Genomic DNA, 25149 nt, shown 5'->3' on the forward strand with positions numbered 1-25149 from the left:
TTAATATTTGGAAATATTCTTGAATGAAACCGCTTTGTAAAAGAGCGGTTTTTTATTTTTGTAACATGCAAAAAGTATTGGCATTTCCCTTGTCGGCCCTTTACCTTATATTATTTGGGCTTACCTTGCTCCTGTTCCATCCCATTCAATGGGTCTGCTTTAATTGGTTTGGTTATAACGCCCACAGAATGAGCGTGGCCCTATTGAACCTAACGCTATTGAGGTGTACCCATATCCTTGGCACCCGTTATTCCTTTAATAATTCCCAAGATATACCAACAGATCGGCCAGCTATTATAGTGCTCAACCATCAAAGTATGCACGATATTCCACCCATTATTTGGTTCATGAGGAAACATCATCCCAAGTTCGTAAGTAAAAAGGAACTGGGTAAGGGCATCCCCAGTGTCTCCTATAATCTAAGGCACGGTGGTTCGGTGCTAATAAATAGAAAGGACAGCCGGCAGTCCTTAACCGAAATAGCAAAGTTGGGAAGTTATATTGAAAAGCATAAACGTTCAGCCGTAATATTCCCGGAGGGTACTAGAAGTAAGACCGGCGAACCCAAAAAATTCCATACCACGGGATTAAAAGTGCTGTTAAAAAAAGCACCCACTGCGATAATTATCCCTATTAGCATCAACAATTCCTGGAAAATGCTGAAATATGGCAAATTCCCCTATGGACTTTGCAACCACATTACTTTCGAGGTGCACAAACCATTGGAAAATAACGGAGATGTGGAATTGCTGATTGAAAAGGTTGAAGAAACCATAACACAGGCCATAATTCCATCTACATGACCAACACACAAATCATAGAAGAAACCATTGCTTTTGTAAAAGAAACATTGAAGGGAGCCGAAGGGGGACACGATTGGTTTCATATCCAACGCGTTTTTAAGAACACGCTGCTCATAGCCAAGGATGAAAAGGTAGATGTGCTGGTAGTTAGTTTAGGTGCACTTTTACACGATATTGCCGATGCAAAGTTCCATGCCGGGGACGAAACCGTAGGTCCAAAAATGGCTGCTGAATTTTTAACTTCCTTACAGGTCGAAAAAAAAGTATTGGACCATGTGGTGAAAATTATTGAAAACATCTCCTATAAATCCAGTTTGGATTCCAAAAAATTATTTATTTCACAAGAACTCAAGGTAGTGCAGGATGCCGACCGTTTGGATGCCATAGGCGCCATTGGAATAGCCCGAGCCTTTAACTATGGCGGGTTTAAGAATAGAGAACTTTACAACCCGGAAATTGCCCCAAACCTGCAGATGACCAAGGAGGAGTACAAAAAGTCCCACGCACCCACCATAAATCATTTTTATGAAAAACTTCTGCTTTTAAAAGACAAAATGAATACCGAATCTGGCAAGCAACTGGCGGAAAAAAGGCATCAATTTATGTTGGATTATTTGGAGCAATTCTATAAAGAATGGAATGGAAATGCCTAATGACATTGAATTATTATAAAGCTTCACTGGCATTTAAACATGAGAGCGCACCAAGGAATTCAAAAAAATGGATCTTTCAAAAACTAGGTAAAAGCAGGAAAGTTCATATTGAAAAATCGCAGGCAAATGATACCGTGAAATTAATTAGGTATCTGGCCCAACTACCACACGAAGAAAATCCGATTTACATTAAATAACCATTTACGGGCCTCGGTTATTGATTTTACATCATTTCTGTTCTTAATTGTACCATTTTTTTCAGAAAATGGTTCTTTTCCATGTCATTCTCTGTTTGGTCCACCGCATTTTTTAATGCCACTAATGTTTCCTCTTTAATTCCTAATTGTAATAAAAGTTCCGCTTTAATGGCATAATAGAGGGCACTAACCTTGAAATACGCACTGCCTTCAAATTCTAGAAGCTTTCCCATTGCCTTTTTAGGCCCATTTACTTTATAATAAGGTACTATCCTGTTCAATTGTACAACTGGGGAATATTGTCTTTTTAACTGTAAATTATATAAATTCAAAATACTATTCCAATCCGTTAATTCGAATGTCTTGGCAATGCAATGATAATATGAGACCGCTGCTTCCAAGTGGTAATTGGATGGTTCAAGAACAGCTTTGGAGGCATTTTCCAAATGTTCTATGCCTATAGCAATAAGGTTGTTGTCATATTTTGTTCTATCCTGATGTTCCAAATCCACCAATTCCCCATCTTCATTTACCCTAGCTTCAAATCTAGAGGTATGAAAACACATTAAAGCAAGCAGGGCATTTACATTGGGTCTATTGCAATATTCATTTTCACTCAACATAAGGGCAAGGCGGATGGATTCCAAACATATGTCCCTTTTAATGATTTCTGAGCCAGTGCTGGAAGCATAGCCCTCTGAAAAAAGCAGGTAGATTACCCTTAAAACTATAGAAAGCCTTGATTGCAACCCTATTTCAATGGGAATGTCCAATGTGGTGATATTCGACTTCAACATCTTTTTAGCACGAGTATAGGATTTTGCCACAGAATCTTCCTTTTTCAATAAGGCCTTGGCTATTTCTTTATTACCAAATCCGCCTATTAACTTTAGGCTTAGAATAATTTGATAATCAACGGAAAGTGAAGGGTGGCAACATGCAAAAATCATTTTTAATTGACTGTCCGAAATAATACTTTCCAAAACAATCTCCGGAATACTGATGTGATTTTCTGTTAGATTTGTTTTGTCATCTGCTGCGAGTAGCATTTTCTTATCCCTTCGAAGTACATCAATAAGATTATTGGTGGCCACCCGGTAAAGCCATGATGTGGGATTCTCTGGCAGGTTCTTATATCCCCATACCTGCATTGCCTTCAAAAGGGCATCCTGTACTGCATCCTCAATTCTTTCTAAATTGCTGGGACCAAATTTATTTATGAGTACACCTATGATCTTTCCATATTCATAACGAAATAAGTTTTCTACCTGTTTCTTTGTTTCGATCATAACTAAAAAAATAAAAAGCCGTGAAAAAGCAAGTGGTTGTCAATGTTCTATTGGTTCTTTAAACTTTGCTCAGGAAATGTCAAAAATCAATATTATCCCCATTCCCAGGAATACAGATTTTATAACATAATTAAACGCCCAATAGCCCAACTTGTTAAACGGCTTTTAATTCAATTTTCATGGTATTACATGTCCATTGACATTATCTGTCTTACCTCAACATTTCCTCCATGCTCAAATATTGGACATCCCTTGGAAATTTCTACAGCCCCTTTTTGATCATTGGACGTCACAATAAGATAACCGCCAACAACTTCTGATCCCTCAGCGAAAGGACCATCGGTAATTACTTCTCCACCTTTTTTAACAACGTTACCTTCCTTTGCCAAAGGCAGCCCATCCACTAATTGTCCCTTTTCCTTTAATCCGCCCATCCAGGCCCCCCATTTCTGCATTTCTGCCTGCATTTCTTCAGGCGTTTGATTTCTTCTCGCGGCATCACCGCCCCTAAATAAAAATAAAAAATTGCTCATAGTAGTACATTTAAATTAATAAAATAGTTTTTATGTTCGCTTTAAAGACGAATAGCAACCTTCCCTTTGGACATATCTTACCATTATTTTCAAAATAATTTCATCTGTCCTAATTTATATTGTTCGTGAAGGCTTGTATTAAGTTTGGGAAAGGTTTTGTCCTTAAAATACTTTTGTCGCGCCAAATGTGCCATATCATGGATTTGTTGAGCAATTTTACCCTCACCTTTGTTACGAATTCCAAAACGACTATCGTTTAAAGCTCCTCCATGACAGTCCGCTATCTGCTGCAACACTTTATTGGCCCTGTCGGGAAGGGTCTTTTTTATCCAATCCTCAAAAATTTGGCCTATGGCACCATTTAACCTAACGACGGTAAACCCAAAGGAAAGAGCCCCGTTATCCGATACCGCCTGGGCCAAATTAAGTATTTCATGACTGTTTATACCCGGAATAATTGGAGCCAACATAGCATTTACCGGAATATTATTTTCGGATAATATCCTAATGGTCTCCAGTCTCTTTTTAATGGTTGTTGTCCTAGGTTCCAATATACGCCTGGTTTCTTCGGATAAAGAAGTTACGGAAATATTTACCCCGATCAAATTATCCGCCGCCAATTGGGTCAGGATATCCAGATCCCGTAATACCAACGCATTTTTAGTAATTATGCCCACTGGATGACGGTATCTCTGAAAAACTTCCAGACAAGCCCTTGTAATTTTAAATTGATTTTCTGCAGGTTGATAACAATCTGTATTCCCGGAAAGTACAATGGTAGCTGCCTTCCAATTATTACTTTTCAATTTGGCCTCCAATAAGGCCGGAGCATCCTTTTTTACCAGAATTTTTCGTTCAAAATCGAGCCCGGCGCTATAACCCCAATACTCATGACTATTCCTTGCATAACAATAAATGCATCCGTGCTCACAGCCTTGGTATGGGTTCAATGAAAAGCTCATGCCTACGTCTGGACTATCAACTTTATTGACGATAGACTTTGGAAAGATGGGAAGGTACTGTGTCTTGTTATTGTCCGCAGTTTCCCCTTCCAAGCGACAAAACTCCAAAAAATCGTCCCTTAATTCATTGGAGAATTGGGCAAACCTATTGTTGGAATTATGCTGGGCACCACGACCTTTTATATAATTATTAGACTTCAATATGTTGGATTTATTCCAAAAATATGGAATATTTCCAAATTAATTGACCGTATATATGTTAATTAACTAAACAGGCTAGTAGATCCCAATAACCATTGTGGAGGGAAACCTATATAAATAAAATATGGTTTATGGAGTATTAATTTCAACACTCACCAACTGTTTTTTGGAACCTCTTTTGGCATAGTAGAGCATTCGGCTATTCTCCCTATCAATTAACGGCATAGAGACCATTAAAGGGAGTCTGGCTTCATTGTCATCGATAACCTTTTCATAACTGATCTTACCATCCTTGTCCAACCTAATCATGAAAACATTTCTATTACGACTAAGGCCCTGCCTAAAAATTAGCCTTTCACCACTTAACAATTGTGGGTTTTCCGAAGCAGTGCTGATTACATAATAAGTATTATCGCCCCTAGCACAGGAGCTATAGGAGGCATAGGCGCCATCACCTTGGGTAACCTCAGATTTGTTAATATTCCTGGCCCAAATAATATCTCCCTCGGCATTTAGTTTGGCACTGACAATATCATTGTAGTGAAACCTTTCAATTTTTACCCTGGAACCAGTTGGATCTTGCTGTACACTGGAAGTAACAAAGTATTCCTCCGCATTGAACAGAATGGAGTTGTCTTTGGTTACACTAACATCCTTAAAGACTAAATTCTTAATCTCCAAATCGTCTTCCCTACCAAACTTATCAGCCATAAATTGTTGTGAAAACGGATTATATTTTTTGGCATTAAGGGCAAGGGAGTTTCTGTCGAGCTCAAAATAGGCCAAGCCGTTATATCTATTATCCTTTCGATCTGCATAAAATCCGACACAAATCAATTTGCCATTTACAATTATAGGTTTTAAAGCTTCAGAAAATTTACCAGGGTCATCAAAAGTTTGGATTCCCGCCCCGCTCTTGGTCACCTTGAGCATTTCATATTGAAATTTGCGATCTGTGGCAGCAAAACGTTTCTTTTTATAATAGGCTTTGCCAACAAGATATAACTGACTTAAATCCTTGGAGGTAACCATATTCTCAAAGGCATAGTTCTTTTCCTCTATCTGCTCGGAGAAGTCGTATTCCATAAGCTTGTTCAGACTACTATTGAAGAGATATACGAAATGCTTTTCATCCCTCCCTTTTTTAAAATGGGTGCTAATGGCAAAGGCAGATTTGTCCTCGTTAAAAAAAGTGGTGGTGGTAAAACCTGATGAAAAATTCCTCTTGTAGTAGTTATGATCCAAAGGCTCGGCTACTTCCTGGGAAGATATGGAAAGAATTGTCTCCTCGGTAAAATTAAAACTGCTTATGGAACTTCTATGTACCACATAATCATAGGAACCCTTACCTAGATTGTATTCCAACAAAAGTATATTCAGTTGTCCGTTCTTGACAAAGGCATTTACAAAATCGAGACCCTTTATCTTGTAATTGTATTCTGCAACCAGCTCTAAATCCTTATTGTAATGCTCAATATAATAACCCCTTGGTTTTAAGATTATTCCAGTGTAATAGGAGCGTACCAAAATTGTACCACCCATACCGTCATCGGAAATTTCCAAGAGGTTGGAATATTTGTACCTATCGTTATATTTTTCTCCAAAACTATATTTCACAGGCATTTCCTGTGCTTGAGTCAAGTAAAAAAAGGACAAAAACAAGCTTAGCAACCCAAGGTTTTTCCTGATATTCATAACAAGCTATTTAGGGTATCTTTTAAGCACCCGGAAAATTGGCTTTTCTTTTTTCCAAAAACGCAGTGGTCCCTTCCTTAAAATCCGAAGTACCAAAACAACTGCCAAAAGCCTCTATTTCCGTTTTGAACCCATTAATACTATTGTTAAAACCAGCATTTATCGCTTTTATTGCATAACCGATGGCTACAGGTGAATTATTCGATATCTTACCTGCAAATTTCATACATAGATCCATTAAATGTTCCTGTTCAACCACATAGTTGACCAACCCAAACTCCAATGCTTTAGACGCATCGATCATTCCGGCGGTAAGAATCATTTCCATAGCCCTGCCCCGACCAATTAGTTGCGGTAAGCGCTGTGTACCTCCATAGCCCGGTATAACACCCAAGGAAACTTCAGGGAGACCCATTCTGGCATTGTGGCTGGCTACCCTGAAATGGCAGGCCATGGCCAATTCCAAACCACCTCCCAAAGCAAATCCGTTGATTGCCGCTATAACGGGAGTGGATAGGTTTTCTACAAAATCGAACAATTGTTTTTGACCTTTTGATGCCAGTTTCCCACCTTCTTTTTCTGAAAAATTGGCGAACTCGGAAATATCTGCTCCGGCTACAAATGCCTTTTCACCGCTTCCCGTTAAGATTATAACCTTTACCTTTTTATCCTTTTCCAAATCTTTAAAGGCAAAGTGCAGCTCTTCTATAGTTGCCTTATTAAGTGCATTCAACTTGGTAGGCCTATTAATGGTGATAACGGCTACAGTCGCTTCTGAATTAATGAGTAAGTTTTCGTTTTGCATTGCTTTAAGATTAAGTTAAACCTTGTATTATAAAAAATATTCAGTATTTACTTCATTATGCGTTGGGGGCCATGGAAGTTGCCCCTGCTCTGGCAATAGGAAACCGGACCGTAAATACGGTTCCTTTGTTGGTCTCCGATGTAAAGTTGATCGTCCCTTGATAGTTTTCCACAATATTTTTCACCATCCCCAGACCTAGACCCATTCCACTGCTCTTGGTAGTGAATTTGGGTTCAAAAACCTTATCCCGTACTTCCAACGGTATCCCGAGGCCATTATCTTCAACGGTCATTTTTACAAAATCTCCATCTTGGGAAACGGTTACCATAATATAAGGAGACTCCACTTTCACGATTGCCTGGGTGGCGTTTTTAACAAGATTGGTAACCACTCTAATTAATTGGGTGCGATCTAATTTGGCTATTATTTCCTCTACATCAGAGGAAAAGTGAATATAATTTTCATCAAAAATGTCAACCGCCATCTTTACAATCTTCACCACATTTAAAGTCTCGTTCTGCTGGGCAGGCATATTGGCAAAATTGGAAAATGCGGAGGCGATACTACTCATAGTATCAATTTGCTGAATCAGTGTTTTTGAATATTCTGAAACCTTTTTTGTAATATCCGGATCCTTGGGGTCGAATCTACGTTCAAAATTCTGTACGCTGAGGCGCATGGGTGTTAGAGGATTTTTAATCTCATGTGCCACCTGTTTTGCCATTTCTCGCCATGCTTGCTCCCGCTCCCCTTTTGCCAATTTTGCCGCACTTACCTCTAGCTCATCGATCATTTCGTTATAGGAGGTAATCAATTTGCCAATTTCCTCACTCGGATTCTCGACAATAATTTTCTCGTTCCGCTTGGTCAAATCTGTTTGATTCAATCGGTCCGAAATGGTCTGTAAAGATCTGGTAATGTATTTGGAAATAAAATAGGCAAGGCCAATGGCTAAAAGCATCAACAGAAGATAGGCCCCTGTAAGCCTTAAAAGTATCTCTTTTAATTCCTTATCATTAAATGAATTGTCTTCAAAATAGGGCAGGTTTAAAATACCTACATGTTTAAATCTTTTGTCGCTTATGTAGGTATAGGAGGCCTGATAATTGAATCCAGCAGCCGATTTTTGCTCAACATATCTCTTGGAGGGCATGGTAGCCAATTTGTTCAACACTTCGGCATCCAAACAAGTAGAAATGGAATCTATTTCAAATTTAGGCCTAGAACTCTTAATTAACTGGCCTTGCAGATCGTAAATATTAAAATTAATATTCTGTACCAGGGCAATCTCATATATTTCATCCCTAAAAATATGCCCCAAATTTTCCGTAGTTACAGGATAGGTAGTCTTTTGAAGTACTAAATCTATACTTTGCTTTATCTGTTCCTCCTTACGTTCCATACGTTCAGTATGGTAATCCCTATTCTGTTCACTGTACTGATATACCGTAACGGCTGCAATCAATACAAATGCAATCACCACCCAAAAAATCATGGAGATAAAAATTCGGGAACGCAAGGAAAAGTTTGTGAGCAACTGAAATCTAATTTAGATCTTAAAGGTAACAATTATCACGCCAAAATTAATGGCAATTTAGCATCAAGTAGTGCCTAAGCTTCAGGATTTTTATCACGGATCCGCTTATAAAGTCTAATCCCCAACATAAGTAGTACACCCAGAACAATTATTCCGACAACACCAAAAATCCAATTAAAAGTACCCTTTAAAATAACCAAAAAGACAACCGCGAACAGAATCAGGGTGGCTCCCTCGTTCCATATGCGCATAAACCTGGAGGTATATTTTACCTCATCGCGCTGCAATTGTTTAAAAATCTGGTGATTCTTTAGGTGGTAGAGAAAAAGCAACACCACAAAGGTGAGTTTTATATGCATCCACGGTTGTAGCAACCAAGCTGGATATAATATCAATAACCAAATAGCGAATAATGTGGCCAAAATGGCGGAAGGCCAGGTAATGATAAACCATAAACGTTTGGTCATCAACTTTAATTGATGGGTTAGAATCTCCCGTTCAGGCGATGGTTTTTGATCGGCCTCAATATGATAGATAAACAATCGAGGTATATAAAACAATCCCGCAAACCAGGTAACCACAAAAATGAGGTGTAAGGCTTTAATATAATTGTAATAGTCGGTCATTTAATAGCTATTCTTCCGTAAAGATAGTAGACGGTTTTCTGAAAAACTAATCTTTGGTATCCGTACTGGTTTATACCCTTAATATAGGAAACCAAGCCTATTAAGAAATATCCTAAATCCATTGTCTTTCGGAAAATGTCTGCCGTAATCTTTGTCGAAAAAAAAATACAATATGCCGTGCAAGAATATTAGGATTTATATGGAATGGTATAATTTTTTTAGCAATAGCTAATTCCCTGGAAAAGTTACGTAATTTGGGTAAATGCAAAGAAAGCTTTCCATTATAAACCTACTCTCAGTGGTTTTGGTCATTGCCGTAAATTACATCTCACAAGCCGTCCGCATTAACGATACCACTATAGGGGAATTAAGTCAGCGGTACAGCAATCTTTTTACTCCTGCGAGCTATGCATTTGCCATTTGGGGCCTCATTTTTCTTAGCTTATTAGCCTATGCCCTTTTTCAAGTCAAGGTTGTTTTTTATGATAAGAAAGAACTGGCCTACATAGAACAAACCGGATATTGGTTTGCCATTGCCAATGTCTTGAATGCTTTATGGGTCATTGCATTTGCTTATGATTATATGGGCTTAACTGTTATTATCATTGTCGGAATCCTTATCTCACTATTAAAAATCATTATCAATACCAATATGGAACGATGGGATGCCCCTAAGGAAATAATAGTCTTTTCTTGGTGGCCCATATGTCTTTACAGTGGATGGATTACCGTTGCCACTATAGCCAATATTGCCCTATATCTAACTAAAATAGGTTGGGACGGCGCATTTCTAACCGAAGTGCAATGGACCATGGTGCTCATAGTAATTGCCACTTTGATAAATCTGGTCATCATTTACAAAAGAAACATGCGCGAATTTGCCGCTGTTGGGGTCTGGGCACTGTTCGCCATCTATATTAGGCATCAGGACAGTTTGGAAATCCCGGCATATACGGCATTGGCGTGTAGTGCAATTCTTCTATCCGTAATATTATTCCATGGATATAGCAATAGGAAGTCCAACCCCTTTTTTAAACTTTGAATTATTTAAAACCTGGATATTAAGCCTACTGCTTTATAATTATCTGCCAAATGGGTTACAAGATGTTGATTTCTCATAGCCTGAATTACTTATGGTTTTTCTACCAAGGTCGCCCTCACCTCTTTCCTTAAAAAATAACCTGTAACCAAGGTGGCCAGAACATCTGCAATAGGAAAAGAAATCCAAACTCCAAGTTCTCCCAGGTAATTAGGTAAAATTAAAATGAGCGGTATAAAAAAGAATCCCTGTCTGCTCAAGGTCAATAATAGTGCCGGCACGGCTTTTCCGATGGCCTGAAAATAAGCCGCGCCGATCAATTGAACCGCAATTATAGGTGTTGCCGCAAAGACCCAACGCATGGCTGAGGGGGTATGTTCCAACACAAAAGTATTCATAGCCAATTCGTCTGCCGACATGTCTGGACGATTACTCAAGAACAAGGCTGCAATCTCCGCAGGAAAAATCATGAGACCCACAAACACTATAAAAGCCAAGCCAGCGGCATAAAGAATCGCAGTATTTATCGATTCTCGTACCCTTTGGTATTTTTTGGCTCCGTAATTAAAGCCTGCAATAGGCAAAAATCCCTGAGTTACCCCAAAAACAGGAAAAAAGGCAAACATAAGCATACGAGCAATAATGGCATAGACCGCAATCATGGCCTCTCCTCCCAAACCAAAAAGGATATTGTTCATCAATAAATAGATTAAGCTTATTACGGCCTGCCTGGACAAGGTAACGAAACCCAAAGCCCCTATTTCACTTAGAATAGGACGATCTAACCCAAAATGGGACCACTTCAATTTAAGCTCGGAATTTTTGGAAAGAAAAAAATAAAGGATATAGGCAAAACAAAGAAAATAACCAATAGTCGTTGCCCATGCCGCCCCTTCCATACCCCAATCAAAGACATAGATGAAGATATAATCCATCAACAGATTACCTACAGAGGGAATTATCATAGCGTTCATGGCAAATCTAGGCTTGCCTTCCGCCCTAATAACCGTATTTCCCATCATACAAAGGGCCAAAAAGGGCACCCCGTATAAAACAATGGTGTAATAAATTTTGGCCGGCCCAAAAATATCCCCTTTGCCCCCAAAGGCCGGGATAAGGCTATTTACATAGTACAGCCCCAATATCACCATAACTATGGTAACCAGAAGTGTTAGGGTAATTTGGTTTCCAAAGGTTTTAAGTGCCTTTTCCCTATTATTTTCGCCCAAGGCACGGGAAATAATGCTAGAACCTCCAATACCGATGGCCATTCCTAAAGCCGCTATAAAAAAGGATACCGGAAGCACTACATTGATTGCCGCTATGGCTATGGAACCTATCCAATTACCCACAAAAATAGAATCGACAAGAACGTTCAAGGACATGACCAAAATGCCTATGGAGGCCGGAACTGCCTGTTTTACCAGCAATTTACCTATAGACTCGCTGCCCAACTGTTCTGAGGACACTTTAGCCATTACACTGGAAGTGTTTCTTTAGCCTCCCAGTCTCCGATCCATTTTACCATTAAGTTCACCCAGGCTTCATTGTCGTTTAGGCAAGGTATATGTTTATAGTCCTCACCTCCTGCTTCTTGAAACTGATGTTTTCCTTCCATGGCAATTTCCTCCAAAGTTTCCAGACAATCCGCAACAAAGGCAGGGGTAATTACCGCCAAACGCTTAATGCCTTCCTTAGGAAAACGCTCAAACTCAAAGTCAGTATAAGGTTTTAACCAAGGATCGTTGGGCAATCTGGACTGAAAGGAAAGACTCACCTTATCATTGGAAAGTCCAAGATTTTCCTTTACTTTTTCAGTCATCTCATAACACTGATGGCGATAGCAGGTATGATGCGCCACAGAATTGGTCTTACAACAGTTGTCATCTATCTTGCAATGGAATTTTGTAGGGTCGGACTTTCTAATATGTCTTTCGGGAATACCGTGGTAGGAAAATAAAATATGGTCATATTCAAAACCTTCCAATCCCTCAGCAATGCTTTTTGAAAGTACTTCAATATAGTCCTTATTTTTATAAAACGCCGGAAGGGTTGTAATTTCCATTTTGGGAAAAAATTCCTCTCGTACCTCCATGGTCTTTACCACAACGGTTTCGTAGGAAGACATGGCATAATGCGGATATAATGGCACCAACAGTACCTCATCCACTCCTTTTTTATGAAGCTGATCAAGGCCCTTTTTAATGGTCATACTACCATAACGCATTCCCAAGGCGACCGGAATTTCACTTTGTTCCTTTACCTTATCCGCAAAGCGTTCGGAAATTACGACTAAGGGAGATCCCTCTTCCCACCATATCTTTTGGTAGGCCTCGGCGGATTTCTTGGGTCTTGTTTGCAAAATTATCCCTCGCACAATAATATTCCTTAACCACTTGGGAACATCGATAACCCTTTCATCCATTAAAAATTCATCCAAATAAGGTTTAACATCCTTAGGTGTGGGACTATCCGGGGAACCTAGGTTTACTAACAAAACTCCTTTCATTATTCCTTGTTATATTAATTTACTTAAACAACAAAAATAACACATGCAGGGTAACTATAATTTAAATCCATTAAATAGTTTCTTTATACTGGAATAGATAAGACCAATTTAAATGCAAAAATAAATAACGTTACGTTTTAATACCAATAAGTATTTTATTTGCTAAGCCCTCTGTCACCAGTGTTCGGGGTTTGAGGTCTACCATACCTACATCAAAGGTATATAAGTATACTATGTCTAAGGGTTTAACAATGATAAAGGCTTTCAAAATCTATATATTGAATAGATTTTAGTATGTTACGGATATCATTGAATAAAAATTCTATATAGATGGGAAATATTTTAAAAAACGTAGACAACCAGACCTTAGTTTATGCTATTGGTACGTTTGTACTTTTGGCTATACTTTACATAATCACCTACACTACCCTTCGAAAATTGGGAAGCAATCCAAAATATCTGATTCCTAAGGATGCCATGAAAAAAGTGAGTCTGCCCCTTTTCATCTTATTCCTTTCTTTCTTAATCCGTTCAAAATCGCTTCATACCCTATTATATTTAAATGATTTTAGTTTTGTCATAAAAAAGGCCAGCACCCTTCTTATCATATTTTCTATCACTTGGCTGATTTTGGTAGCCTTAAAAGTTGCCAAAAAATTGATTATCAAAAACTATGATGTAAAAACATCCGACAATCTTAAGGCTCGAAAAATATACACCCAATTCAATATTTTAGAACGGATTTTTATCGTGGTTGTGGCGGTATTGGCTTTGGGGGCCGCCTTAATGAGTTTTGACAGCATCCGGGAGATTGGTGTAAGTCTTTTTGCTTCCGCCGGGGTAGCGGGTATAATTATAGGTTTCTCCGCCCAGAAACTAATTGGAAGTATCTTGGCCGGAATTCAGATTGCCATTACCCAACCCATTAAGTTTGATGATGTGGTGGTGGTGGAGGGCGAGTGGGGTCGGATAGAAGAAATTACACTGACTTATGTAGTAATTAAAATTTGGGATAAAAGGCGGCTAATTGTCCCCACCACCTATTTTATAGAAAACCCTTTTCAGAATTGGACCAAAACATCCGCAGATATCTTGGGAACTGTTTTTATTCATACAGATTATCGCGTTCCATTCGATAAGCTTAGGGAAGAACTCACAAGGATATTGTCCTCTTCAGAATTATGGGATGGTAACGTAAATGTACTCCAAGTTACTGATGCCAAGGCCCAGAGTGTTGAGATAAGGGCATTAATGAGCGCAGTTGACTCGCCCACCGCATGGGATTTAAGGGTTTTGGTTCGGGAAAAACTGATTGGTTTTTTACAAGAACATTATCCGGAAAGCCTACCACATACCCGTTTATACCTTACCGATAATACCGAGCCCAACTCCTCTAAAAAGTAGCGGGCATTCTCTATTGATTGGCATGAAAAATGTGGCTTTAATACAAATAAAACGTTAATTATGCCCCAAGCCTTTATTCCTATATATTTTTGAAGCATTTTTAACAAAAATTTGGATTCGGTATGCGCTTTTGCTTAGGTTTTCTTCTACTATTCGTATCCTATGGCATTTCTGCCCAGGAAGAGAACAGTCTCTTATGGGAAATATCTGGCAATAATCTACAGCAATCGTCTTATCTGTACGGTACCATGCATGTAAGTCAAAAAATTGCTTTCAGGTTGGACGACGTTTTTTACGAAGCATTGGACAAAAGTGAAATAGTGGCCTTGGAATCGGATCCGGACAGTTGGTTGGAAGACTATGGAAAAATGCGTAGCGGAGGAGTTGGATATGGAACCGGCTTTATTACCAAGGGTTTTTATATATACCCCTTTGCAATAAAAAACCCTACAAAAGAAATCGTATCCTCCTACCTCTCCCTCGACGATCGCTTAGTGAACAACATTCTCTACCGTACCAATGAAACCTCCCAAAACTTTGAAGAGGAAACCTATTTGGACATGTTTATTTATCAGGCGGGTAAAAAGTTTACCAAACCCATAGTGGCCTTGGAAGACCTGGAAGAATCCAGCGCTTTGGTGGGGAGGGCCAACATGAATGCCATGAAACCCAAACCTGACGAATGGCTTCAGAAAAAAATGCAGACCCAGGAGGTCATGTCACTTTTACAGGACGCCTATAGGGAACGCAATATAAATCTTATAGATAGCCTTGACCAGGCCATGTATACAGAGCATTATTTACAAAATATGCTCTATGCGCGTAATGTAAATATGGTGCAGCGGATGGATTCATTAATGCAAACAGCAAAGGTGTTTACCGGTATTGGCGCAGCACACCTCCCAGGAAAAAATGGGGTAATACAACTACTTAGAAACAAGGGATACGAGGTTAAGGCCCTTACTTCCCGATTTTCATACAAAGGACGGGCCTTAAAAGATTCGTTGGAAACCAAAATCCTCAACAATGAATATTACACAAGAACTCCTGATGATGCTCTTTTTAGTATTCTCCTTCCCAACAAGCTCTACCCAATAGCAGAATATACCAATACTACCTACGTATCTCCGGATTTGGCTAACGGCAGCTATCTTATGGTGAACCGCATTCCTACTTTTTCCTATTTAAAAAAAGACTACTCCTACACCTTGGAAGATGTTGATAAACTGCTGTTCGAGAATATCCCAGGAAAGATCCTTGAAAAGACTAAGATTGAAACTGGGCCATATCCTGGTTTGGATATAAAAAACCAGTTGAAAAATGGCGATTTTCAACGATACCATATCTATATTACCCCCTTGGAAATACTCATTTTTAAAATGAGCGGACATGGTGATTATGTAGTAAAACATTCAGACACTATATTTAACAGTATCAGTTTTAGCTCAATAGAAAAAAAACGAACGGTACTTTTTTCCCAATTCGATGATTTTGAAGTAGAAATGCCTTCTATCTACAATTTTACCAATCGGAAAAGGAAAGGGAATAGATTTATTGAAGGAGTGGATCCAGAAACCTCTTCCTATTTCTTTTTAAAAAAAGCTACTTTAAATGATTTTAATTTTATTGAAGAGGACACCTTTGAACTGAAACAAATTCAAACCCGATTTTATGAAGATCTTAAGCTGAAACCGGAATTTGGGCCTTATGACAATCAGAGTTTGATCTCTTCAGCCAACTTTACCCCTAACGGATCACAAAAGTTGTATTTAAAGACTGTTTTTAGGAGCAACAACTACTATCTCTTAGGTAGCGTAGCCAAAGATAGTTCGGATGCCGTGCATTTTTTCGATTCCTTTAAGGTAAAGCAGCAAAATTATATCGAAGAGTTTAAAAAAGTCCAGGATACCGCTTTGTTTTTTTCGACAGTCAGTCCTATCGACCCTCCCAAGTTTGTTGAAAACAGCAATAATTATTACGAACGTCACAAAAAACCAAAACCATATAGCGCATACACTAAGAAGTCTGTCTATCAAAATAAAAATAACGAGGCCGTCCTTGTAACTGTTAATAAAGCCCATGATTTTCTAATGTTTCCCAATATTGATTCGGTATGGAGGCTTAGAAGAAAATTGTACGCTCAAAATACCTTTAACATTATACGGGAGCAAAGGCCACAATACAACAATAAATATCACGAGATGAACCTAACCTTAGTGGATACTGGTAGCACTAGGGGAATAATGATCAAAAACATTGTTAAGGGTGGTTTGCTTTACGAAGTAAAAGCACTTATAGACACTGTTTTGCCTCCTAGTAAGTTTGTCAATAAATTCTTCAACAACTTCTCCCCTCATGATACCCTAATAGGTTCTTCCATTTTAAGTGATAAAACAGCCGATTTCTTTAAGGCCATAAGACAGAACGATAGTATTGTCCTTGATGGCTATCCATTTGTGCAGTTTTACAAAAAACACGAGGATTCCCTAAAATATTATATATCCGAGTTCAACTTTAAGGACAATCAAAAATACTTACAGGCACATTTAATTCAAAAATTGGCACAAATGCAGGATGTTGATGCCACAAGGTTCTTTGAGACCTACTATACCAAATCCTATAACAACTCCAAGGCGCAAACAAAGATATTACAGGCAATCAGCAAAAAGCAAAATGAAAGCTCCTTGGCCCTGCTCCTACGACTAATGTCTACCGATCTGCCATTGGTGTCAAGTAAACAAGAGATTCAAAACATCTTCCAACCATATTTGGACAGCCTACCCCTTGCCAATAATCTGTTCCCAGAGATTTTCGACTACAGTGCCATAGAAGAATATAAATCCCCAATCTTTTCCATACTCGCCAAACTTAAAGCCAGGGGCTTGATAAAGCCAAAAAGTTACAAGAAGTACAAAAATCAAATATTAAATGATGCCAAGATTCAACTAAAGAGACAACTAGGCCTTTCCATGGATCAATTAACAGAAGAATCGCCCAAAACAACTGATAACAATTACGACATTCTTGAAAACTATGCCATACTGCTTTATCCGTTTATTAAAGAAATAGAGGTCGCCGCATTCTTCCGACGTCTTTCTATGGTAGAAGACCCTGAAATTCAAACGTCATATATTGCCTTATTGCTTAAAAACGAAGAAAATCCTTTGCATGGTGAAAATAAAATACCAAAAAGTTTAATAATTTCCCTAGCTGAAAACCCTGAAACACGATTATCACTATTCGAGAAATTACAGCAAATTGGCAAATTAAATTACTTCCCTGCCAACTACAGAAATCAACAGGCCATAGCGGAGTCCATACTCTATAACACCTTGGAATTAAATCCTGAGCAATACACTATTGAATACATCAAGGATCAAAAATTGTATTATCCCAATAACAATTACCACGGTTATTACTTTAAAGTAAAGGATAAAGATAAGTATAGTAACAATTTAAAAATGTATCTATTAGCATTCAAAAAATCGAATCATATTGAATCCAAACCTTACTATATAAACAAAGGTTTTAACATTGCAGACATCAGCACGGAAGAAGAGGTATTGGATTTAACTACCGAAGAGTATAATTTGAAGGATAGACAACGTGCTATAGTGAACAACCCTTCCGCGTATTCAGGGTTTATGCATTAAATATTAAACTTATTGTTATGAAAATAACGATATCTGCTTTTAATCCATACTCGAGTGGTTGAAATAGATAAAAAATTATTAATATATAATAGTTAGTTTTGAATGTTTGCCATTAATTAATTATTTACATGTAAATATTCCGCCAAGAACCTTTTGCAAATTGAATTAGGCCTTTAAGAGGTATAATTACCCCTAAATCTGGACTTGGCCAACTGAAACCGATAAATACATACCTATAAGTATTTAAAAATTGCAATTATCTTATATATAACGATATAGATATATCTTAATAAACTAAATATTTAATACAATAGCAATGAAAAATATTTTTTATTTTTTAATTTTTCTATATTTTAATCTCCATGGATACGCCCAAAATCTAATTTGTTCTCCCCAGGACAGGGAAGCCTTTAACACCAAAATAAATTTAATTTCCCAAATTAAAACCCAAGATATGGGATCGACTATGGTTGCAGTGGGCAAAACCTTTATAGGAATTCCCTATGTGGCCAAAACTTTGGAAATAGGAGAAACTGAATCCTTGGTCATTAACTTTCAAGGGTTGGATTGCACCACCTTTGTAGAGAATGTTTTGGCTTTTAGTCTAATGTTACAAAACAACGAAAAGGACTTTGATAGCTTTATCGACCACTTAGAAACCATTCGGTATAAGGATGGAAACCTCAATGGTTACTCCTCACGGCTACATTATTTCTCAGAATGGATCGCCAACAATGAGCATAAGGGCCTATTAAAAGATATGACCTCCCAAATAGGAGGTGTGGAAAGCAGTAAGGCCATTAATTTTATGAGTACACATAGAGAACTGTATCCTTTTCTCAAAGATGCCGATAACTATGAGAAAATACAGGCTTCAGAAGAGTTTCTTAAATCGCAGTCCATCTGTATCCTTCCTCAGGACCAGATCAAAGCCAATGAACATTTGATTCTATCTGGGGACATTATAGCCCTGACCACTTCAATAAAAGGACTTGATATTACTCACACCGGTATTGCTAGTCGGGAAGCTGACGGCAGAATACACCTACTACATGCTTCCACAGGATCCATGGAGGTAGAAGTATCCAAACTACCCCTAGCCGATTACCTAAAAGATATAAAAAGTAATACGGGGATTATGGTAGCACGCCCCTTATAAAACTACCAATTATTTTCCTTAAACTGGAAAACGTTAAAGGGAACGGCTTTTCCTTTAATCTTTATAACCACAATCCCGTGACCGGGAACTTCCATCTGAATTGTTTCTTCCGTGGTGGTTTTATAGTCTTTATCTGCCCATATATCTCGAATGGTATATCCTTCCGAGGCCTTAATGCCAACCTCCGAAAGATTAAAAGTTATGTTCGCCGGGCTATCGGACCTATTAAGCAATCCTACTGCTATTTCGCCACTCATAGTATCTATAAGAGGTTTAGCCCAGACTTCCAATTCCCCATAATCTATCAAACGCCTTGCCTGATAAACATAGGGACTTTGATTGAGTGCAATCATTTCACGATTACCTACCATTTTCAATGTTTCATTGGACATGGTAGTTAGATCATTGCCCAACAAAAGCGGGGAATGCATTAAGCACCACATGGAAAAATGGGTCCTGTCCTCCTCCAGGGTCATTCCTCTTCCAACTTGAAGCATATCCATATCATTATAATGTCCGGCAGAACCGTAGGACCACAAATCGGCATTTAAATCAATAATCCTTAATATAGATTCGAACCTATTGCTGATATCCCCGGAAATTCTCCAAGAATCTGCTACCTGTGTTACCCATTTACCTGGAAACTTCCATCTACATACATTGAAAACTGTATTGGGGTTAATCTCCCTTATTATCTTTCCAATCTCTGAATATCTGATTTCCTCATCCAATCCCAACCATTCTCCGCCACACCAATCCACCTTAATAAAATCGTATTTCCATTCCTTAAGATATAAGGTCAAGTCCTTCCGATCATGTCCATAAAGCCCCATTCCGGAGCCGATGGTATCTTTATCCCAATAAGAAGCACAGGTATTGACTCCAGCATCGGAATAGATTCCTGCTTTTAGCCCTTTTGCATGAATATACTCTGCCAAAGACTTCATCCCGGAAGGAAAGCGGTTCTTATGCACCAAGAGGTTTCCATTTTCATCCCGCCCCCCATAAAAGCCATCATCTACATTGATGAAGGAATAACCGGCATCCTTTAAACCTGAAGTCACCATGGCATCTGCCTGGGATTTTATAATTTCTTCATTAATATTCACTCGATAATTGTTCCAGCTGGCCCAACCCATAATGGGTGCCTTGGGAGGTCTTGTGGCTTCCTTTGTTTCCGCCTTGTCCAAAGAGGTATGTGAAGAGTTTCCATCTGTCTTTAAATTACAGGATAATGACAATATGCTTAACAGGATGGGAACGGTACTTCTCAAATTTCTAGTTCGCATTTTTCTCTAAGGTTTGTTTTAGTATTTTGCCCACTTTTCGGTAACCTTTTGCGTTGGGGTGCAAGCCATCCGAAAAAAGACTGGCATCAATTTTCTGATCCTTGTCCAAAAGAACCACACCAATATCCGCATAAGCCACATTTTTAGAGGTCGCCAATGCTGCTATTCCAGTATTTAAATTACGCATACGCTCCTCTTTGTCTACCCTTGGAAACAACCCCAGCAATAACAGTCGCGCATTAGGCTGTCTTTCCTTTATGGCACTGATCACCATTTCCAATCCACTGAGAATCTCTTCATCTGTATTGAGGTGTTCATTGTTGGTGCCGATCATCAGGACTATTTGCTCAGCTTCAAAGCCATCCAATTCATCGTGATATATTCTCCAAAGCACGTTTTCCACTCTATCCCAACCAAAGCCAAAATTCCTTATCTGTAAATCCTCCAAATAGGTTTTCCATGAATCGGCTCCATTGCTTAAGTTGGCTTTTGGGCTACCGCCCCAATAATGGGTTATACTATTTCCGAAAAAACATATTTTTGGAGCAGCTTCCTTATTCATTTTCAATAACTCTTGATGGCGACCCTCCCAAGGATACATTTCTGGCTCCCTTGCTTGGGTTACAGGAATCGTTGTAGAAAGGACACCTACAGGTTCCTTTATTACTTGGCGTACTTTCTTTTCATATGCCACGGCATATTCCATCATCCCCAAATCGGTGGGATGGGTACCATCTACAAAACTCTCCATGGACAGATTCAGCTCTTCATTGGTCAATAAATGAATATCCTTTATACCCTCGTCCTCCAATTGAGCAAATGCCTCCTTGGCCATTCTATTTAAATCGGTATAGGTTTTAAAACGTTCACTGTCTACGGCACCATCAGAATAACCGTCGTGCTCCACCAACAAAATTGGCGCTGAGGGACGCTTTGTCCTTAACTGTTTCACCCCGGAAATAAGAAGTTGCCGTACCTCGTCCAACGAACGATCTTTGGTGGCGCCCAAATTCGGCAAACAATCCAACACATATAATTTGGCATCAATTTCCGTAATAAAATTAATTACCTCTTCCTCCATTCTACCATTTCCCGAAAAGGCTAAATTAATAAGTGGTCTATCCAATTTTCTTCCCAAGATAGAGGTCCATGCCATTCCTGGGCGAGAGGCACAGGCCCCATGTGCAATGGAGGTGCCATAAACCACCACAGGTTTCTCCCTTCTTAATGGCAAAGGTTCCAAAACAGCATCCGTTGGCACTCCAATTTCCAACCACTCCACTTCATTGTACAGAGGCAAATACAACTGATACTCCCTACCCTTAGTATGATATTTCTCTTTTGGGTCTATGTTGGAATAGCGATATTGTATGGTATCGGCAAAAGAATACTTGCCTCTATACCATCTCCAATCCCCATCACTAGTCTTGGCATATAGATCCACCCCGCTAACCCCGGTTGCTGGCATATGGGCCATGGCATGATTTCCTTTCACCTTATAGCGAACCGTAATAGATTCGGCGTCACTTCTAAACCGTAGAGACAGGCCTGCTGAATGTTTGGATAGGTTCCAAACAGCAGCCCGAACTTTTCCCTCGGCCTGCTTTGGTAATCTGTGATACCTTGAAGCCACCTGATCTGGCCAAGCTTGTCCTTCAACGACCAGGGAATTGTCGTCCGCTGGGTTCCACCAGTTTATGTTCTTATCCTCCTGGGCATTGGCCAACTGAATCAGAAAAATAATTGTAAAAAAACCAATAAGCGACTTTGTTCTCATATAATCTTATTTTAATTTTTTCTTTTTATAGGTACCCAGATCGCCTCTTCCGAACTAGGGTCATTATTCCTGTATTTATCGCCTAACACCTCAAAATGTTCCCTATGATCCAACTCATAGTCCGATTTTGGCAACCATTCCCCATAAATATACTGTGCCATTTTTGGAAAGTCACTAGGTAAACCCTTATGAACAAATACGGCATATAACCCTCCTAACAAGGTATAGGACTCCATATCATTTGGCAAGTCCTTATAATCCTCCACCTCGACAACGGCCCACTTTTCAAATTGGGTGGTATCATTAAATTCCGAAAAACTCAACAGCCGGTCATATACCTGCATACTTATCAAATCGGTGGTCACAGGATTCCCAATTTCCTTTCTTCTGGTCATAAATCCCCGCCAAAGTTCCTTCGTCCTATCCTCCGATAAGCTCATGACCAATCGGTTACCGATCAATTTTTTTTCCGATATCTCTTCAATTCGTGGATCTATGTTCAATCCCATTTTACACAATCACTTAATTTATTATTCCATTTGTGAACCTATAAAAGGTATTTTTGGGGCTAAAAAATATCCCGTTAGGCTGGCAAACAGGATAGGGATAAAATACCCAAATCCGGTTAAAGTAGCCAAAAGAATAGTGGTACTCATAGGTGTTCTGGTGACGCAGGCATTTATGGCCGCCATACAGCTTATTATAGCTAAAATTGGATTGATGGAAGGGAATAAAATAGAAAGTATCAATCCTAAACTAACCCCAACAAAAAATAAGGGTATAATAAAACCACCACGCCAACCAGAGGTAACCGTAATGGCAATAGCCACAATTTTAAAAACCAAGATCGCCACTAGCGCATTCAGTGATAGATCCTGAGTTAGCAGTTCGTTAATTTCATGATGGCCAAAATATCTCGTCAAAGGAAAATAATAGGCTATAATACCTAAAAGTAATCCCCCAATCAAAGTTTTTAAATAAATTGGAATCGGTCGCTTCTCAAAAATCAATTTAAAGAATTTGGTACAGTATATAAATCCCCAAGCCACAAGAGTGCCACCTACGGCAAAAATTACGGCATAGAGGAAATCGAACACTCCTGAGTATTCATATTCGGATAAATTCCAAATAGGACCAATACCCAAATGAATGACCAAAGCGAAAACCACGTAACTAAAACTACTAGCTACCAAGGCAGGAATAATAGCCTTATAGTATTCTACAGCATGTTTATGGTGCAGAATTTCCAGCGAGAATAAACTGCCTCCCAATGGGGCGCCAAACAAGGCCGTAAAACCCGAAGCCATGCCCGCAATACTCAAGGAACGTAATTCTTCGCCCTTTAACCGAAATATTTTTCCAAGCCAACTACCAGTTGAACCGGTAACCTGTACCAAAGGAGCTTCCGGACCCAAACTGCCTCCTGAGGCTACACAAAGCAAGGACGATAATATCATTGACGGATTGTTCTTGGGATCTAACTTGCCCTTATTAAAACGAATATTGTTTACAATGAGATGGATTTCACCCGGATCACCAATGAAATGAATCACCAATCCGGCCAATAAACCAGCGATCGACATAAGGGGGATTACCTGCCACCCTGTAAAAAATGCCATTTTGTGGGTCAAGAATTCCAGGACAATCCAATATAGGCCAGCAATCAATCCCCCTAATAAACCGAGGAAAGCCCATAATAAAAAGGTACGACTGAATACAAAAGGATTGAACCGAATTGGTTGGTCCAATATATTTAGGTAAGTAATAAGTTTTCTTCTACGTTTTAGCTTCACTATTCCGCCAACTTGTTAGATAGGGAGGCCAACGCCATCCAATAATAATAATAAGAATCTTTAAATATAGGGACAAGTTGAATAAGGACAAAGTATTTTTAAAAAGCCAACCTAATTAAGGAGGGGTCTTGATCGGGAAATACCGCAAACCCAATATCCAATGTGATTCCTGAAAGTCAATCTGCCTTTGCCCTATTTCCGCCTTCTATAGGTTCCAATTAATAAAAGCCCTCGTAAGACAATGAAGGCAGTTAGGCAAAAAATATGACCAAAACCATTAAAGTCCAAACCAGGATGTTGCTTCTAATGTGCGGAGCCTATGGCACAACTTCGAGACTGCCAAAATTTACACCTTCAGGTAAGTGCTCATGTCAGTTAGAAGTCCCATTTTATAGCGCAATCACAAACTGATTGGTCGGTATGAGTAAAATTTATGCCGTTTTTAAATGCTAAATGAGTATTTCACCGATTAAATATGTATTTAACCTCCACATCTCATTAAAAAACAAAAACCGATAAAAAACAAAAACCAACCTATCGGTTGGTTTTTATGTATATTCCTACACCTGGGCAAATACCAAGGTAAACTGAAAAATAATGGCTAATCCTCTAGTTTACGGCAATCAAAGAGACCTCAAAAATAAGTACAGATCCACCAGGAATCCCATTATAATCTCTACTGCCATATCCCAAATGGGCAGGTACCAGAAGTATTCCATTACCACCTTCCTTGAAATAGGTAATACCTTCTGTCCACCCTGCTATAACTCGATTTAAATCAAAAGTAATTCCCTCTGCATCACTTTGATCGAAGACCGATCCATTAAGAAAATACCCTTTATAGGCCACCGTTACATTGGAACTGGCCACTGCCTGTGTTCCCGTACCCTCTTCTTCGATTACGTAATAAAGTCCTGAATTACTCCGTACAGCGGTTAAGTTGTTCTCCTCCACATAAGCCTGGATATCCGTCTCGTTCTTGGCAACATAATCAATATCCTCCTCGGTTTTCTTATCGTTATCACAAGAAATAAAAAGCACTAGGGCCAAAGCAAAAAGTGTATTCTTCATAGTTATTCTTTTTTAAGGGCCAAATATAACAAAATACCTAAAGCCGTCTGTGCTGGTATTCCATATGGGTTTATAAATTTTAGTTAATTAGCACAAACAAAACACCCTTAAAACCACAACATATAAGGTTTTAAGGGTGTTTAATTCCGTGATA

20 protein-coding genes are annotated in these 25149 nt (G+C 38.9%); 6 read left to right on the forward strand and 14 right to left on the reverse strand.

Features of this window, described 5'->3' with window-relative positions; all coding sequences use genetic code 11:
* Positions 1-65 precede the first annotated feature (65 nt).
* Both H4O18_RS05455 and H4O18_RS05460 read left to right on the forward strand, forming a co-directional pair.
* The gene (locus tag H4O18_RS05455; RefSeq protein WP_187582205.1) at positions 66-803 is read left to right on the forward strand and encodes a lysophospholipid acyltransferase family protein; all 738 of its coding nucleotides are present in this window, start codon (positions 66-68) and stop codon (positions 801-803) included.
* Positions 800-1456 carry an HD domain-containing protein gene (locus H4O18_RS05460; RefSeq protein WP_187582207.1) on the forward strand — a complete coding sequence of 219 codons (657 nt, stop codon included), beginning with the start codon at positions 800-802 and terminating at the stop codon, positions 1454-1456. The genes H4O18_RS05455 and H4O18_RS05460 overlap by 4 nt, the downstream gene beginning before the upstream one ends.
* A 223-nt stretch (positions 1457-1679) precedes the next feature.
* Here H4O18_RS05460 and H4O18_RS05465 read toward each other — a convergent pair whose 3' ends face one another.
* From H4O18_RS05465 to H4O18_RS05495, 7 genes are all read right to left on the reverse strand, one after another.
* Positions 1680-2942: an RNA polymerase sigma factor gene (locus H4O18_RS05465; RefSeq protein WP_187582208.1), complete on the reverse strand. Its 1263-nt coding sequence runs from the start codon at positions 2940-2942 to the stop codon at positions 1680-1682.
* A gap of 185 nt (positions 2943-3127) precedes the next feature.
* Positions 3128-3475 carry a YciI family protein gene (locus H4O18_RS05470; protein WP_187582209.1) on the reverse strand — a complete coding sequence of 116 codons (348 nt, stop codon included), beginning with the start codon at positions 3473-3475 and terminating at the stop codon, positions 3128-3130.
* An 89-nt stretch (positions 3476-3564) separates the two neighbouring features.
* On the reverse strand, positions 3565-4638 hold the full coding sequence (locus tag H4O18_RS05475) for a PA0069 family radical SAM protein (protein ID WP_187582210.1): 1074 nt from the start codon (positions 4636-4638) through the stop codon (positions 3565-3567).
* A gap of 129 nt (positions 4639-4767) precedes the next feature.
* Entirely contained in the window at positions 4768-6333 is a 1566-nt protein-coding gene (locus tag H4O18_RS05480) for a hypothetical protein (protein ID WP_187582212.1), read from the reverse strand.
* 22 nt (positions 6334-6355) lie between these two features.
* Complete coding sequence (locus H4O18_RS05485; RefSeq protein WP_187582215.1) at positions 6356-7138, reverse strand: enoyl-CoA hydratase/isomerase family protein; 783 nt, start codon at positions 7136-7138, stop codon at positions 6356-6358.
* 55 nt (positions 7139-7193) lie between these two features.
* Positions 7194-8633: a sensor histidine kinase gene (locus H4O18_RS05490; protein WP_187582380.1), complete on the reverse strand. Its 1440-nt coding sequence runs from the start codon at positions 8631-8633 to the stop codon at positions 7194-7196.
* 116 nt (positions 8634-8749) lie between these two features.
* Complete coding sequence (locus H4O18_RS05495; RefSeq protein WP_187582217.1) at positions 8750-9301, reverse strand: CopD family protein; 552 nt, start codon at positions 9299-9301, stop codon at positions 8750-8752.
* 262 nt (positions 9302-9563) lie between these two features.
* Between H4O18_RS05495 and H4O18_RS05500 the strand changes: the two genes are divergently transcribed.
* Positions 9564-10343 carry a tryptophan-rich sensory protein gene (locus H4O18_RS05500; protein WP_187582219.1) on the forward strand — a complete coding sequence of 260 codons (780 nt, stop codon included), beginning with the start codon at positions 9564-9566 and terminating at the stop codon, positions 10341-10343.
* 89 nt (positions 10344-10432) lie between these two features.
* Here H4O18_RS05500 and H4O18_RS05505 read toward each other — a convergent pair whose 3' ends face one another.
* Both H4O18_RS05505 and hemH read right to left on the reverse strand, forming a co-directional pair.
* Positions 10433-11818, reverse strand: a complete 1386-nt coding sequence (locus H4O18_RS05505; protein WP_187582221.1) for an MATE family efflux transporter — start codon at positions 11816-11818, stop codon at positions 10433-10435.
* A complete protein-coding gene (hemH, locus tag H4O18_RS05510; protein ID WP_187582223.1) occupies positions 11818-12849 on the reverse strand; it encodes a ferrochelatase in 1032 nt (343 codons plus the stop codon). Before hemH ends, H4O18_RS05505 begins: the two co-directional genes overlap by 1 nt.
* Before the next feature lie 330 nt (positions 12850-13179).
* Here hemH and H4O18_RS05515 point away from each other — a divergent pair, with 330 nt between their 5' ends.
* The 3 genes from H4O18_RS05515 to H4O18_RS05525 all read left to right on the forward strand — a co-directional run bounded on the left by H4O18_RS05515 (position 13180) and on the right by H4O18_RS05525 (position 19065).
* Positions 13180-14253, forward strand: a complete 1074-nt coding sequence (locus H4O18_RS05515) for a mechanosensitive ion channel family protein (RefSeq protein WP_187582225.1) — start codon at positions 13180-13182, stop codon at positions 14251-14253.
* 122 nt (positions 14254-14375) lie between these two features.
* A complete protein-coding gene (locus H4O18_RS05520; RefSeq protein ID WP_187582227.1) occupies positions 14376-17906 on the forward strand; it encodes a TraB/GumN family protein in 3531 nt (1176 codons plus the stop codon).
* A 316-nt stretch (positions 17907-18222) separates the two neighbouring features.
* Complete coding sequence (locus H4O18_RS05525; RefSeq protein ID WP_187582229.1) at positions 18223-19065, forward strand: N-acetylmuramoyl-L-alanine amidase-like domain-containing protein; 843 nt, start codon at positions 18223-18225, stop codon at positions 19063-19065.
* A 2-nt stretch (positions 19066-19067) separates the two neighbouring features.
* Here the strand turns inward: H4O18_RS05525 and H4O18_RS05530 are convergent, their stop codons facing one another.
* From H4O18_RS05530 to H4O18_RS05550, 5 genes are all read right to left on the reverse strand, one after another.
* The gene (locus tag H4O18_RS05530) at positions 19068-20354 is read right to left on the reverse strand and encodes a glycoside hydrolase family 27 protein (protein WP_187582231.1); all 1287 of its coding nucleotides are present in this window, start codon (positions 20352-20354) and stop codon (positions 19068-19070) included.
* Complete coding sequence (locus H4O18_RS05535; RefSeq protein ID WP_187582233.1) at positions 20344-22131, reverse strand: SGNH/GDSL hydrolase family protein; 1788 nt, start codon at positions 22129-22131, stop codon at positions 20344-20346. Before H4O18_RS05535 ends, H4O18_RS05530 begins: the two co-directional genes overlap by 11 nt.
* An 11-nt stretch (positions 22132-22142) precedes the next feature.
* A complete protein-coding gene (locus H4O18_RS05540; protein ID WP_222942344.1) occupies positions 22143-22640 on the reverse strand; it encodes a GyrI-like domain-containing protein in 498 nt (165 codons plus the stop codon).
* A 21-nt stretch (positions 22641-22661) separates the two neighbouring features.
* Entirely contained in the window at positions 22662-23924 is a 1263-nt protein-coding gene (locus H4O18_RS05545; RefSeq protein WP_187582235.1) for a chloride channel protein, read from the reverse strand.
* Between the two features lie 609 nt (positions 23925-24533).
* Positions 24534-24995, reverse strand: coding sequence for an FKBP-type peptidyl-prolyl cis-trans isomerase (locus H4O18_RS05550; RefSeq protein WP_187582237.1), 462 nt, complete (start codon positions 24993-24995; stop codon positions 24534-24536).
* Positions 24996-25149 lie beyond the last annotated feature (154 nt).

Source organism: Arenibacter arenosicollis (assembly GCF_014397245.1).
Taxonomy (GTDB): domain Bacteria; phylum Bacteroidota; class Bacteroidia; order Flavobacteriales; family Flavobacteriaceae; genus Arenibacter; species Arenibacter arenosicollis.